This is a genomic window from Paenibacillus chartarius (genome assembly GCF_042432825.1).
GTDB classification, from domain to species: domain Bacteria; phylum Bacillota; class Bacilli; order Paenibacillales; family NBRC-103111; genus Gordoniibacillus; species Gordoniibacillus chartarius.
Map to the genome: position 1 here is coordinate 84,789 of NZ_JBHLWN010000105.1, position 15,479 is coordinate 100,267.

A 15,479-nucleotide genomic window follows, 5' to 3' on the forward strand; every position below is an offset into this window, starting at 1 on the left:
AATCAAAAATGAAACTGTACGTTATCTCCCAGCACATTGTCCAGCTGTCCCGCCTCGATCAACACGATGTCGGCAATTCGTACGTTCGGATCGTTCGCTACAGCTTCCAGAACTTTAAGCAAATCGGTCGCCAGCCTGTCTGCCGTATCCCTGCGGAACAGCGACGTTGCGTACTCGAAGCAGAACCGGATGCCTTCGTCTTCTTCGATAGCCGACAGCGTCAAGTCGAACTTGGCGATCGTGCTGCCCGCTTCGTACGGCGTAAATGAAAGTCCGTTCAACAAGTCGTCCGAATCGTTTCGGCCTTGGATATTTTGCATGCTGAATACCGTATCGAACAGCGGATTGCGGCTGAGATCGCGATGGAGCTCCAGCTTCGCCACTAGCTGCTCAAGCGGGTAATCCTGGTGCTCGAACGCCGCCAGCGTCCGCGCCTTCAGATCGGCGACGAAGTCGGCAAACGTCAGCTCCGCTCTCGGATAGTTGCGCAGCGCGAGCGTGTTGACGAACATGCCCACGACGCCTTCCAGTTCGGCATGCGGACGGCCGGCGGCCGGAGTCCCTACCACGATGTCGTCTTGGCCCGCATATTTGGCCAGCAGCACGTTATAAGCGGCCAGGAGCAGCATGAACAGCGTCGCTCCCGTCTCTTCGCGAACCCGGTGCAGCTGCCGCCGCAGCTCAGCTCCGGCGTGGAACGTAATCGAATCGCCTTGGAACGAACGTTTGTTGGGTCTCGGGAAATCCGTCGGCAACGCCAGCTGAGGCGCTCCGCCGGCAAACTGGCCGGACCAGAAGGCTTCCATCCGTTCGAACGCCGGGGAAGCGAACAGCCGGTTCTGCCATGCGGCAAAATCTTTATACTGCACTTTCAGCTCCGGCAATTCGCGTCCTGCATACAGCTCGGCCAGCTCGCCGATCAGAACGGACATCGTCACGCCGTCGGAGACGATATGGTGCATATCGATCAGCAGCAGATGACGGCTGCGGTCCAATGCGATCAAGCCGACGCGAAGCAGCGGCGCTTGTTCAAGCTCGAAGGGCTGAACGAATTCGCGCAGCAGCGTATCGATATCGCGGCCGCCGGCATCCCGGAACGCCATTTCGAACGGAACATCGTCATGAATCACTTGAACCGGCTCACCGCCAACCGTCGTAAACGTCGTGCGGAACGCTTCGTGACGCTTTATGATCGCGCGGAACGCATCCTCCAGTCGATCCGGGTCCAGCTCCCCTTCGACAACCATCGCCCCCGGCATGTTATAGCCGGTGCCGCCGCTCTCGTACTGGTGCATGATGAACATCCGGCGCTGTGCCGGCGATACTTCGTAATGCGGCTGCAAAGGCAGCGGCTCGATGGCCGGCAGCGGCTCGCGGTCGCCTCCGTCGATCGCCGATGCAAGCGCTGCGAGTGTCGTTCTCTCGAACAGTGCGGACAGCTCCAGCTTGACGCCGAACGACTGGACCACTTTGGCAACCAGACTCATCGCCTTTAAGGAGTGGCCCCCCAGGCGGAAGAAATCGTCGTTTCGTCCAACCTGCGGTACACCGAGCAGCTCGGACCACATTTCGGCCAGTGTCCTTTCGGTCGGCGTGCGCGGTTCCTCGTAGGCTGCGCTGCCGTCAAGTCCGAGCTCCGCCGGCTTTTTCAAGGCGGTACGGTCGATTTTCCCGTTCGAAGTCAGCGGCATTCGCTCCAGCCGGATCAAATGCGAAGGCAGCATGAAGCTCGGCAGCAGCGCGGACAAATGCTCGCGCAGATCGGCTGCGTCCAATGCGGTCTCCGCTGTATAGTAAGCGCACAAGTACGCATCGCCCCGCTCGTCGCGGTGGGCGATCGCGATCGCTTCCGTGAGCTCGGGATGCTTCAGCATCGACGCCTCGATCTCTCCCAGCTCGATCCGGTAGCCGCGAATTTTGACCTGATGGTCGATGCGGCCCATATATTCGATATGACCGTCCGGCAGCCAGCGCGCCAGGTCGCCGGTCCGATACATCCGCTCGCCGGAAACGAACGGATTCGCTACGAATTTCTCCGCCGTCAGCTCCGGACGGTGTAAATAGCCGCGGGCAAGTCCGACGCCGCCGACACACAGCTCGCCGGGAACGCCGACAGGCTGCAGCTGGCCGTCACGGTTTACGATGTAGACGCTCGTGTTCGGCAGCGGTCCGCCGATCGGCACGGAGCCCGGCGATTCCAGCAGCTGCTCGGTCACCTCGCAGGCGGTCGCGCATATCGTCGTCTCCGTCGGTCCGTACGCGTTCACGTAGGCGGCCCGGCCCAGCCAGCGGCCGACCAGCTCCCGCGTCGTCGCCGACCCTGCGGTAATCAGGCGGCGCACATGCGGCAGACGCTCCGGCTCAAGGTGCACGGCAAATGTCGGCGGCAGCGTCGCGACGGTAATCTCTTCCCGATTCATGAACGCTTCAAAGCTAACGTAATCGTTAAGCGCATCCTTCGGCACGAGATGGAGGCTCGCTCCGGTCAGCAGCGCCATGAACATTTCCCAGACGGACGCATCGAACGAGGATGAAGCAAACTGCGCGATGCGGTCTCCCGGTCCTATGCCGTAATGCTCGCGGAAATACATCTGCAGATTGGCGATACCGGTATGCTCCAGCATCGTGCCTTTCGGCATTCCGGTCGTCCCGGACGTATAGATGACGTAAGCCAGATCCGTCGGACGAACCGCCGGGAGCGGCGTGTCTTCAGCATCGGCCGCTGCATGCGCCGTTACCGATTCATATGCGATTAACTGCGGTCCGTCGCCGACGAGTCCCGCCACTTGATCCCGTTCCCGTTCTCTCGTTACGATCAGCTTGGCGCCGCTGTCCTGAACGATGTAACGAATCCGTTCCTGCGGATAATCGATATCGATCGGCACGTAGGCGCCTCCCGCCTTGAGAATCGCCAAAATCGTCACGACCATCTCGACCGAACGTTCCATTATGACACCGACGATGGTTTCGGCGCCGACACCGGCTCGGCGAAGCACAGCCGCCAACTGCGCCGACTCCGACTGGAGCTCTCCGTACGAGAGTCTTCGATCGTCCATACGGACGGCGAGAGCTTCGGGCGTGCGTGCCGCCTGTTCGTCGAACAGCTGGGGAATCGAGCGGTTCGCGGAAAACTCGGCGCCGATTGCATTAAACGAAACCAGCAGCTCGCGCCGTTCGCTCTCCGTCAATATGGCGATTTCGGCAAGTGGCGCATCCGGTGCACTGACGATAGCATCCAGCAGCTCGGCGAAATGCCGGAGCATGCGCTCGATCGTCTGCTCGCGGAACAGTGCGGTGCAGTACTCGACTCCAAGGGTAATCCCCGTTTCGGACGGCTCGGCCAGCATCGTCAGATCGAATTTCGAAACCGGATTGCCGAACGTGCAAGGCGTCAGCTCAAGGCCATCCGGCTCTCCGCCCGCCGGCGTCATATTTTGCACCATGAACAGCACGTCAAATAGCGGATTACGGCTCAAGTCGCGCGGAATGTTCAGCTTCTCCAGCAGCGTTTCGTAAGGGTAATCCTGATAATCGAACGCCTGCAGCGCTTCCTGCTTCACTTCCGCCAGCAATTGGCGGAACGTTTTGCCGCCTTCTGGCGCTGCGCGCAGCGCCACCGTGTTGACGAACATGCCGACGACAGGCTCCAGATCGGCGTGAGTACGTCCCGCCACCGGCGTGCCGACGATGATGTCGGTCTGTCCGGTATATTTGTACAGCAGCCCGTAATAGGCGGCCAGCAGCACCATGTACAAGGTTGCGCCTTCCTTGGCGGCCAGCCGCTCCAGCTGTCCCGAAAGCTCCGGCGTCAGCTGCAGCGACTGATGGTGACCCGCGAAGCTCCTTACAGCAGGACGAGGAAGATCGGTCGGCAGATCGAGCAGCGGCACCTCGCCGCCGAACCGCTCCAGCCAGTACGCTTCTTTCTTGCTCAGCTCATCGGACGATAAAGTGCCGTTCTGCCATACGGCGTAATCTTTGTATTGGATCCGCAGCTGCGGCAGCACTTCGCCGCGATACAGTGCGGTGAACTCACCGATAATGATGCTCAGCGATACGCCGTCGGCAACAATGTGATGCATGTCGAACATGAACAGATGACGATTGCCGGCCAGCTTGACCAATTCAGCGCGGAACAGCGGCGCTGAGGTCAAGTCGAACGGGCGTATGAATCGCTCTGCCAGCGCTTCCGGTTCCACCTGCAGACCGGTGGCCTCGACCACAGTCACACTGAATGGCACCTTATCGTGTACACGCTGCACCGGCTCGCCATTCACGACCTCGAATGAAGTCCGAAGCGATTCGTGACGGTCGACGAGCTTCTCCATAGCAGACTGGAAACGGTTCAAATCCAGCTCGCCTTCAAGGATAAATACGCCGGGGATATTGTATCCGGTATGAACGCCGGACAGCTGGCTTAACACAAACATCCGCTTTTGCGCCGAAGATACCGGATAAAACTGTTGTACCGGAGCCCGAGGAATCGACGACGGCGCCGCCGACGCCTCGGCATCGGAGCCGGACATATAAGCGGACAATGCCTCAATGGTCGGCCGTTCGAACAGCACCTTCAGCGGCACATCGGTCTCGCACTGCTTGTTCATGCGCGAGACGAGCATCATCGCTTTCAACGAATGACCGCCCAGCGTAAAGAAATTATCGCGGATGCCGACCCGCTCCACACCGAGTACGTCCGACCAAATCGCTGCCAGCGTCCGCTCCAGCTCGTTTCTTGGCTCCACGAACGCTTCTCCGCCGTTCGGGCCGCCTTCCGGCAAAGGCAGCGCCCGCCGGTCGGTCTTGCCGTTCGGCGTCAGCGGCAGCTTCGGCAGCTGGATGAAATACGACGGCACCATGTAGTCGGGCAGCGCCGCAAGCACATGCTCGCGCAGCTCGGCCGCGGTCAGCTGCTCCGCCGCAGCCACATAGGCGCACAAATATTTGCCGCCCTTGCCGTCGTCGTAGGCAAGCACGGCGGCTTCCGTAACCGACGCATGATTGAGCAGGCGCGATTCGATTTCGCCGAGCTCGATGCGGTGGCCGCGGATTTTGACCTGATGGTCGATTCGTCCGAGGAACTCGATCTCGCCATCCGGCAGCCAGCGCGCAAGGTCGCCGGTCCGGTACATTCGCTCGCCGGTACGGAACGGACTTTCCGTAAACTTCTCCGCCGTCAGCTCATCGTTGCCGATATAGCCGCGCCCGACACTGTCTCCGGCAATATACAGCTCGCCTACGATACCGACCGGCTGCAGCTGCAGACCGTTACTTACGATATGAATGCTCGTATTGGAAATTGGCCGGCCGATCGTCGGCAGCTCGGCAATGTCCTCCTCTGATGACATCGTCAGCGTCGTTACGACGTGCGTCTCCGAAGGGCCGTAATGATTGTGCAGCGTCACGCCGCGCTCCCGCAAATACGTACGCAGCCGGTTCGGGACGACAAGCTGTTCGCCCGCTGTAATGATGTGCCGGACACAGGAAGGAAACATATCCACATATTCTTGCTCGTTGAATACGAATTTCAGAAACGACACCGGCAGGAACAGCACCGGAATTTCCTCTTGTGTGACGTAAGCCGTCAGCTTCTCGACGCTTCGCTTCGTATCGTTATCGATGAGATGAAGCGTTCCGCCTGACAGCAAGGTCGAGAATATTTCCTGATAGCAAACGTCGAAAGAGATTGTCGTATATTGTAGTACCTTCCCATTGTAGGAAACATTTGTTTTCTGAAATTCAAATGCAAGTAAATTTACCAAATTTTTATGTTCGAGCATGACGCCTTTCGGCCGTCCGGTGGTGCCCGACGTATAGATGACGTACAGCAGGCTGCCCGAAGCTGCACCGGCATTCGGATTCCGGGCGGACTCCGCGGCGTACAGCTCCGGCTGCAGCAGGAGCAGCTCGCGTTCTTTACCGGCGATCGTCGATGCTTTCCCGACAAGCTGCAGCTGGGTCAGCAGCAGCTTCGCCCCGCTGTTATCCAGCATATAGGAGGCCCGGTCTTCCGGATAGTCCGGATCGATCGGCACGAACGCCCCTCCCGCTTTCAGGACGGCAAGGACGCCGGTCACGTATTCGATTGATCGATCGGCCATGATACCGACCGGCTGGTCCGGTGCTACCCCATGCCGAATCAGGGCATGAGCCAGCCGGTTCGCATTGTCGTTCAGCTGGCCGTAGGTGACCCGCTGCCCGCCGAATACGACCGCGACCGCATCCGGCGTCCGGCCGGCTTGCTCCTCAAACCAGCCATGTACCGTTTGATCCGCAGGATAATCGGCCGCCGTATCGTTGAATCGGGCCAGCAGCTCTTCCTCATGCCCGGTGATAAGGCGCATGGCGCTGACGGCGATGCCCGGATCGGCGACGGCTTGCTCAGCCAGCATCCGCAAATGCCCGCCAAGCGTCTCCAGCATGGCCGGATCGTAAACGGCCGCGTTGAAATTGAACTTGACGGTAACGTCTTCGCTTGGCAGCACCAGAATATTCATGTCGTAGCTCGTCTGCTCGAACATGCTGACATCGCTCGCATCGAAGCCGAGCACGTCCTCCGAGCCGCTCTCCGCTACTTCCTTCTCGATCGGATAGTTTTCAAAGACGACGATATGGTTCAGTAAGTCCTGCTTCAGCGGCGTAACGTTTTGAATTTCGTAAAGCGGCATGTAATCGAAGCGTTCGGAAGCGACCGCAAGCCGCTGCACGGCGGCCGTCAGCTCGGAGAACGTCTCTGTGCCGGCCGAACGAATGCGGACCGGAATCGTATTAATAAACAAGCCGACCATCGTTTCGATGCCGGGCAGCTCCGAGGGCCGTCCGGACACGACCGAGCCGAATACGATATCATCCGTATGGTTATAGCGCTGAAGCAGCACGCCCCACAACGTTTGGAACAGCGTGTTCAGCGTCACCTGGCACTTGCTCGCCAGCTCCTGAAGGCGGCGCGACAAGTCGACGCCGAAGGAAAATTTCAGCTCGGCCTGCTTGTAAAGGCCGCCGGGTGCAGCCCGCTTCGGCAGCGATGCCGCCTGCTCGTAATCGCCGAGCAGCTCGCGCCAGTAGCCGAGCGCCTCTTCCTTGTTTTGCTTTTCCAGCCACTGGATGTACGTGCTGTACGGCTGCACCGGAGGCAGCGCCGGCGTCTCGCCGCGCTTCAGGTGACCGTAAATTTTGAACAGCTCGTTGATGATAATGCCGAGACACCAGCCGTCCATCAGAATATGGTGGTGGCTCCAAATCATTTCGTACTCGCCTGCGCCCAGCTTGAATACGATCATCCGCGTCGGGATGTCGCGGGACAGGTCGAAGCCTGTCTCGCGATCCTTGCGCTTGAACGTTTCGAGGCGCGCCAGCTGCTCGTCCGCCGGCAGCCCGGTCACGTCGACAACCTCGATCTGCAGCGAGCGCTGCTTGAGGACGACCTGCACGGGGCGCTTGATTTTCTCATACAGGAACGTCGTTCGGAACACATCGTACCGCTCGATGATCCGGTTCATGCTTTGCTCGAACAGAGCGATATCCAGCTCGCCGCGAATACGGACGGTCATTTGCTCGAAATACGCCCCGCCTGGATGCAGCAAGGTATGGAACAGCATCCCTTCCTGCATCGGGGACAAATAATACATGTCCTTCACGTGTTCTTTCTTAAACGATGACATTTCGCACCTCTTTTGCAAGTATGGCCGTTCCGAGCCTCGACGGTGTTGCCGCTCGTCCCCGTCAGTTCAACTTCTCTTCCAGCAAATCAAAAATATCGTCCATCTCGTCCATCGTCATACCCTTCGAGGAAATGTCGCTCGGCGTCAGCTCGGCATCGCCGCGCCCTGTGCAGTGGGCGATCACTTGCTCCAGCTTGCTCCGGTAAACCGACATAAACCGCTCCAGCGACGGCTGCGTGAATTCCAGGCTGTTGTAGTCGCAGGTCATAAGCAGCCGTCCGTCTTCAACGATGCCGGAGACGTTCCAGGCATAGCTGTTTTCCGCCTCCGGGCTGACCGGCGATCCGTTATTGTAATCGGACATGCCGAAGGTCGGGTTCGTAACGTCTCCGTCGATCTGACCCAAGTAGTTGAAGCAAATATCCGGCTTGAGGTCAAAGCGCAATCCGGCCGGCTTCAGCTCCGCGGGGGTCAAATATTTCAAAATGTCGTATCCGATCCCTTTGTTCGGAACGGCGCGCAGCTGCTCTTTCGTCTCCTTGATTTGGCGCGATAGAGCCGCTTCGCTGCCGCCCTCTGCCTGCCGGAAGGCGGTCATGTCGAGGACGACCGGGTACTGCGACGTAAACCAGCCGACCGTGCGGGAAATGTCCAAGGCTTCGGCGATCTGCTCGCGTCCGTGCGACTCCAGGTTGATGCACACGTGATCGAGCCCCGCCCATTCCTGGACCGCAAGTCCGAGTGACGTCAGCAGCAAATCGTTGATTTCCGTATTGTAGGCGCGGCCCGCCTGCTTCAGGAGCAGCTCCGTCTCCGCTTCGGACAGCTCGAACTGCGCTTTGCGCAGATCGGTAAAGCGGCCCCGTCCCTCCTGCCCGCCATCGCGCGGCAGCGGCTTCGCACCGAGCGACTCCAGCTCGCGCCAATAGTCGGCCTCGCGCAGCAGCAGCGGGCTCGACGCGTAATTCTGCAGCTGCTGCGACCAGTAGACGAACGAATCCGACTTCAGCGGAAGCGCGACCCGCTCTCCGGCGGCCGCTTGGCCATAGGCGGTCTCAAGATCTTCGAGAATAACCCGCCAAGAAACCGCGTCAATAATGAGATGATGCGCGATCATCAGCAAATGGTCGCCGCCGCTGGTACGGTAATGAACGGTAACAAACAGCGGCCCTTCGGCCAGATCGATTGAGCTTTGCCGCTTCTGAGCATGGCGGGTTAACGCCAGCCGGTCATCGGCCTCGCCGGTCAAATTAATAAAATCATATGCATAAGACGTTCCGTCGTCTGGTCCGCGGTTGTATGCCGTTACGGCGCCGTCCGGGCCCGTCCGGAAGACGAAGCGCAGCGCATCGTGATGACGGACGATTGCGTCAAACGCGGCGCGTACGGCTTCCGCCTTCATCGGCTGAGGGCTGTACAGCATGACCGACTGGTTCCAATGATGCGCCTCCGTGAAGCGCTGCTCGAAGAACCAGTGCTGAATCGGCGTCAGTATGGCCTCTCCGTTTACCGGAGCTTGGTCGATGGAGCGCGAAGCGGCTTTCAGACGAGGCGCCAGCTCGCCGACCGTCGGATATTGGAACAGCTCCTTCATCTCCAGCTTCAAGCCGTGTGCGGCCAGTCTGGCCGCGACTTGAATCGCCTTGATCGAATCGCCGCCAAGCGCGAAGAAATTGTCCTCTGCCCCGACCTGTGCGGCGCCTAGCACTTCCTGCCAAATATCGGAGAGAAGCTGCTCGCGGATCGATTGCGGTGCAACGTAGGCGGCCCCGGTGGCAACGCCGACAGTCGGCTCGGGCAGCGCTTTGCGGTCGATTTTGCCGTTCGACGTCAGCGGGATGCGCTCCAGCTGAACGAAATGCGCGGGGACCATGTAATCCGGCAGCGAGCCTCGCGCAAATTCGCGCAGCTCCTGCACGGTGAGCTCGCTCTCCGCTACAAAGTAAGCGCACAGCGATTTGCCGCCTCCGGCATCGTCGCGGGCGATGACCGTCGTTTCGCGGATGCGGTCGTGGCTGAGCAGCACCGTCTCGATTTCGCCGAGCTCGATGCGGTGGCCGCGGATTTTGACCTGATGGTCGATGCGTCCCAGGTACTCCATCTCTCCGCTGGCCATGCGGCGGGCCAAGTCGCCGGACCGGTACAGCCGCTCCTCCGGATTGTACGGATTCTGCACGAAACGGGCGGCCGTCAGCTCTTCGCGGTTCAAGTAGCCGCGGGCGACGCCGTCGCCGCCGACGTACAGCTCGCCGGTGACGCCGACCGGCACCAGCTGTCCCCGCGCATCGAAAATGTAGCACGTCAGCGTCGGGATCGGCTTACCGATGTTGGAAACGTTAGTCTCGATCTCGAGCTCCGTAATTTCTTTATACGTGACATGCACGGTCGTTTCCGTAATGCCGTACATGTTGATCAGCTTCGTCTGCGGATACTTGCCGCGATAAGGCTTCAGCATGACCGGATTGAGCGCCTCGCCGCCGAAGATCACGTAGCGGACGGCAAGCTCGCTGTCCTGGCGCTGCATCTCCTCATGGATGAGAGCGTAAAACGCCGTAGGCGTTTGGTTCAGTACGGTGACCTTCTCCCGGCGCAGCAAATCGGCGAAATCCTGCGGATTTTGCGCGACATGGCGCGGTACGACGACGACCTGCCCGCCGTACAGCAGAGCGCCGTACATTTCCCACACGGAGAAGTCGAAGCAGTACGAATGGAACAGCGTCCACACGTCGCCCTCGTTAAAATCAAACTGCAGCCGATCGTTCACCAGCAGGCGAACGACGTTGCGGTGCGTGATCATGACACCCTTCGGACGGCCTGTCGTACCGGAGGTGAAAATAATATAAGCGAGATCGTTCGGCTCGTTGACGTGTGCGGGATTGCTTGTATCTCCCTGAAACAGCGCCGGATTGTCGAGCTCGAGCACGACGCCGCCGCTACCGCCGGCAAGGCCGGTATGCTCGGAAGCGGTCAGCAGCGCCTTCGGCGCGCTGTCCTCCAGCGTAAAGCGGATCCGGTCTTCCGGATAAGCCGGGTCGATCGGCACGTACGCACCGCCGGCCTTAAGGACGGCAAGCATCGCGACGACAATGTCCGCGGAGCGGTCCAGTAGCAGCGCGACGAGATCGTCGCGGCCGACCCCGGCTTGCTCGCGGAGCTTGTGCGCAAGTACGTTGGCGCGTTCATTCAGCTCGCGATATGTCAGCCGCACGGCATCGAACGATACGGCGATCCGGTCCGGCATCAGCTCCGACTGCCGCTCGAACAGCGAGACGATCGTCTCGTCTTGAGGGAAGCCGGCCTTCGTATCGTTGTAGCCGCTCAGCAGCATGCTCTTCTCGGTTTCATCCAGCATGTCAAGCTCGGCCAAGCGCCGTTCGGGGGCAGCGGCGATCGCTTGCAGCAGCTGAACGTAGTGGCGGCCGAGACGCTCTGCCGTCTCCGCACCGTACAAAGCGGTCGCATACTCGATGCTGAACAGGAAGCCATCATCCCGTTCGATGACGCCGAATGTCAAATCGAATTTGGCGATGTTATTGTTTTGCGGGAAAGCGGACAGCTTCAAAGCGTCCAGCGATAGCTCCGCTTTCTCCATATTTTGCATCAGGAACATCGTATCGAACATCGGATTCCGGCTCATATCGCGGGCGAGGCCCAGCTTCTGCACCAGCTCCTCGAACGGATAGTCCTGACGGCCGAATGCGTCGAGACAATGCTGCTTGACGGCCGCCAAATAGTCACGGAACGCCAGCTCCGGCTGCGGCTGCGACCGAAGGGCAAGCGTGCCGACGAACATGCCCGCCATGTCGCGCACATCGTCGTGGCTGCGGCCGGCGATCGGCGTGCCGACGACGAAGTCTTCCTGGCCGGTGTATTTGGAAAGTAGTACGTTATAGGCTGCGAAGAGCAGCATGAACAGCGTAGCGCCTTGCTCGGCGGCAAGCTTGCGAAGCTGCGAAGCGAGCTGAGCGTCAGCCGTAAATTCGTGCCGGGCCCCTTCGAACGACCGGACCATCGGGCGCGGGTAGTCCGTCGGCATATCGACGGCAGGCACACCGTCCGCATACAAGCCGAGCCAATAAGCCTCCTGCTCCTTCAGCCGCTCCGCATAGTCGGCTCCGGCCTGCCATACGGCATAATCCTTATATTGGATGCGCAGCTCCGGCAGCGGCTCGCCGGCATAGATCGCCGCCATATCGCGGATCAATACGCCGATGGATACGCCGTCCGCGATAATGTGATGCAGGTCGATCAGCAGCACATGCTTCTGCTCGCCGAGCCGGACGAGACCGGCACGTACAAGAGGAGCGCGTCCCAAGTCAAACGGACGGATGAATTCGCCGATGAGACGCTCCGCGCCGCTTTCGTCCGCCGCTTCCATCAGCTCCAGCTCGAGCTCGGCCGTCGGATGGATGCGCTGCACCGGCTCCTCGCCGAGCAGCTCGAACGACGTGCGCAGCGGCTCATGGCGCTCGATCAATTTGCGCAGCGCATCGCCAAGCCGCTCGATATCAAGCGGCCCTTCGAGCAGCATCGCATCCGGCATGTTATACGCCGTCCCGGCGTTCTCAAACCGGGAAATGACGAACATGCGCCGTTGACCGGACGACAGAGGATACGTGTCGCGCGGCTCGGCGGGCTCAATCGATGCGAAGCCGCCGGCTTCCTCCGGCTCCCCTTCTATATAACGGGCAATGTCCCGAATCGTCGGACGGTCGAACAGCACTTTCAGCGACACGTCGATTTGCAGCTCTTTCTGCAGGCGGGTGACGAGCGTCATCGCCCGAAGCGAATGCCCGCCCAATTCGAAGAAGTGGTCGGTCGCCCCGACCGCGTCGACCTGCAGCACCTCCTGCCAAATCGGCTGCAGCTTCGCTTCGAGCAGCGTAGCCGGCGCGGCATATTCACGCTGTGCCGCCAGTGCCCCCTCCGGCTTGGGCAGCGCCTTGCGGTCGACCTTGCCGTTCGCCGTCAGCGGCAGCCGATCCAGCTTCACAAACCATGCAGGGATCATGTAAGCCGGAAGGTCGGCGGCAAGCGAAGAGCGCAGCTCGGCTTCATCGACACGTTCGCCAGCTCCGGTTACATACGCGCACAGCTGCTTCGACCCGCTCCCGTCCACGATCGCGACAACAACCGCTTCTTTCACGGAAGCCGTCTTGCGCAGCGCCGCTTCGATCTCGCCGAGCTCGATCCGGTAGCCGCGAATTTTGACCTGGTGGTCGATCCGTTCGACGAACTCGATTTCACCGTCCGCCGTCCAGCGCGCCACGTCGCCTGTCCGGTATAAGCGTTCGCCTTCCTTGTAAGGATGCGGAACGAACGCGGCCTCCGTCAGCTCCGGGCGGTTCAAATAGCCGCGGGCAAGACCTGCCCCGGAGATGCACAGCTCGCCTGCCGCTCCAACCGGCTGCAGACGCATATCGGCGCCGACAATCCATACCTCCGTGTTGGCGATCGGCCGGCCGATCGTGAAGGACTCGCGCTGCTCGGCGTGACGCAGGAACGTCGTAATGACGCTGCTCTCCGTCGGACCGTACTCGTTCACGAGCTCAAGACCGGGATGGATGTCGCGCGCCGCAGCGACAACGCCCTCGGTAATGCTTTCCCCGCCAAGCGTTACCACTTTGAGCGTTTGCGCCTCCTCCGGCGTAATGGCGTCCAGAATCGCCTGGAACATTGCCGGAACCGTACTGACATGCGTGATACGCTCAGCCGCAATGAGCCGCTTCAGCGCGATCGGATCTTTCGCCTCCTCGTCCTTCGCGAACACGACGGCCGCGCCCGACAGCAGCGGCGTAAAGAACGTGCTGACGAAAGCGTCGAAGGCAAACGATAAGAAGACGAGTGTGCGGTCACCCGGTCCGAAGCCGTACTCTTTCCGCCGCCACAGCAGAGTGTTAGCGATGCTGCGGTGCTCAATCATTACGCCCTTCGGCTTGCCGGTCGTTCCCGACGTATAGATGATGTAGGCCAAATCCCCCGGCTGCGCATTTGAAACCAGCTCCGACGCGTCGGCTGCAAAGGACTGCTCGCTGCCGAGATCGATGACCGGCACGCCGCAGTCGTCCGCAAGGCCGTTCTCCGCCAGCACCAGACAAGCGCCGCTGTCCTCAAGCATGAACCGGATCCGGTCGGCGGGAGCCTCGGGATCGATCGGCAAATAAGCGGCGCCAGCCTTCAAGGCGGCAAGCAGGGCAATCGCCATACGCGCCGATCGCCGCGCGATCACCGCCACGACCCGGCCGGAGGCACCACGATCCAGAAGCGAACGGGCAAGACGATTCGCCGACTCGTTCAGCTGCCTGTAGGTCAGCTGCTCACTACCCGCAGCGACGGCCGGCAGATCCGGAGTTTGGCGCACTTGCTCCTCAAACAGAACGTGCACAAGTGCAGCAGGGGCTCCATTGTCCGAGCTTGTTGCGTTGAACCGCCCGATCAGCTCCTGCCGCTCCGCTTCGGTGACGATCTCCAGCTCCTCGATGCCGACGGCAGGGTTGTCGAGAATTTGCTCGATCAGCGTACGCAGATGGCCTTCCACCCGGCTGACGACGCCGCTGTCGAACCGATTCGCGTTATAGCTCAGCTTCACGAACAGGTCTTCGCCCGGGGCAACGATCACGTTCAGATCGTAGTTCGTCTGCTCGAAGACGCGTTCCACCTGTGTCTGGAAGCCGATCGTCTCCTCCGCGCTCTGTCCCTCAACCTCTTTGCCGAGCGGATAATTTTCGAAAATGATAATGTGATCCAGCAGCGCCTGCTTCAGCTCCGACCGGTTCTGCACTTCATAAAGCGGCAGATAGCTGTGCGCCTCGGTATCGACGGCTGACTGTTGAATCGACTTGGCCAGCTGCGCGAACGACATGCCGCCGTCCATCCGTACGCGAACAGGCACCGTATTGATGAACAATCCGACCATTTGCTCAATGCCGGGCACTTCGGAAGGACGCCCCGATACGACCGAACCGAAGACGACGTCGCCGGTCCGGTTATATTTGGCAAGCAGCACGGCCCACACGCCTTGGAACAAGCTGTTCAGCGTAGCGCCGCAGCCTCTCGCCATACGGGTCAGCTTCTCGGTCGTCGCCTCGTCGATGACGAATTCGAGCTGCTCCTGACGGTACTCGCCGGACGACGCCGAAGCGCCGTCCTTGCGCCCCGGCAGCGTCGTCTGCGTATCGAAGCCGGCAAGCGCCGACTCCCAATACGCAAGCGATTGTTCCTTGTTCCGCTTCTCCAGCCATTTTACATAATCCCCGAAAGGATATATCGTTTGTGCCGAAACCGGCCGATTCGCGCGCAGGTCGGCGTACACCTGGAACAAGCGCTGAATGATGACGCCGAAGCCCCAACCGTCCATCAGGATATGATGATGGCTCCAAACGAGACGGAACGAACGGTCCTCAAGCTGGAACAGGGCGACCCGCAGCAGCACGTCCTTCGCCAGATGAAAGCCGCGCTTGCGATTGTCGTCGTTGTACGCATCGATGCGCCGTTCTTGCTCATCGCCCGCCATCTCGCGCAAATCCTCGACATGCAGCTTGACCGGACGCTCGTGGAATACGACTTGCCGCGGACGCTGCAAATTTTGATGCGCGAACGCCGTCCGCAAAATATCGAACTCCTCGACGACCCGGTTCAAGCTCCGCTCGAACCATTCCGGCCGAACGTCTCCGTGCAGCGTCGCCACCATCTGCGTAAAATAGGCGCTCGATTCCGAATCCATTAAGGCGTGAAACAGCATGCCTTCCTGCATGGGAGTCAGAGGGTATACTTTTTGAATCGCATCCGCTTTTTTCATCGTTCACCTCGCGCGAAGTTGGC

General features: G+C 60.3%; 2 protein-coding genes. Both read right to left on the reverse strand.

The annotated features are described in order from the left end of the window. Positions 1-2 precede the first annotated feature (2 nt). On the reverse strand, positions 3-7,658 hold the full coding sequence (locus ACFFK0_RS26235; RefSeq protein ID WP_377473531.1) for a non-ribosomal peptide synthetase: 7,656 nt from the start codon (positions 7,656-7,658) through the stop codon (positions 3-5). Positions 7,659-7,719: 61 nt separating this feature from the next. Continuing rightward, positions 7,720-15,456, reverse strand: coding sequence for a non-ribosomal peptide synthetase (locus ACFFK0_RS26240; protein ID WP_377473533.1), 7,737 nt, complete (start codon positions 15,454-15,456; stop codon positions 7,720-7,722). Positions 15,457-15,479 lie beyond the last annotated feature (23 nt).

Excerpts from the sequence above, each read along its gene's own strand:
- ACFFK0_RS26235 (WP_377473531.1), bottom strand. The coding sequence starts at position 7,658 with ATGTCATCGTTTAAGAAAGAACACGTGAAGGACATGTATTATTTGTCC.
- ACFFK0_RS26240 (WP_377473533.1), bottom strand. The coding sequence starts at position 15,456 with ATGAAAAAAGCGGATGCGATTCAAAAAGTATACCCTCTGACTCCCATG.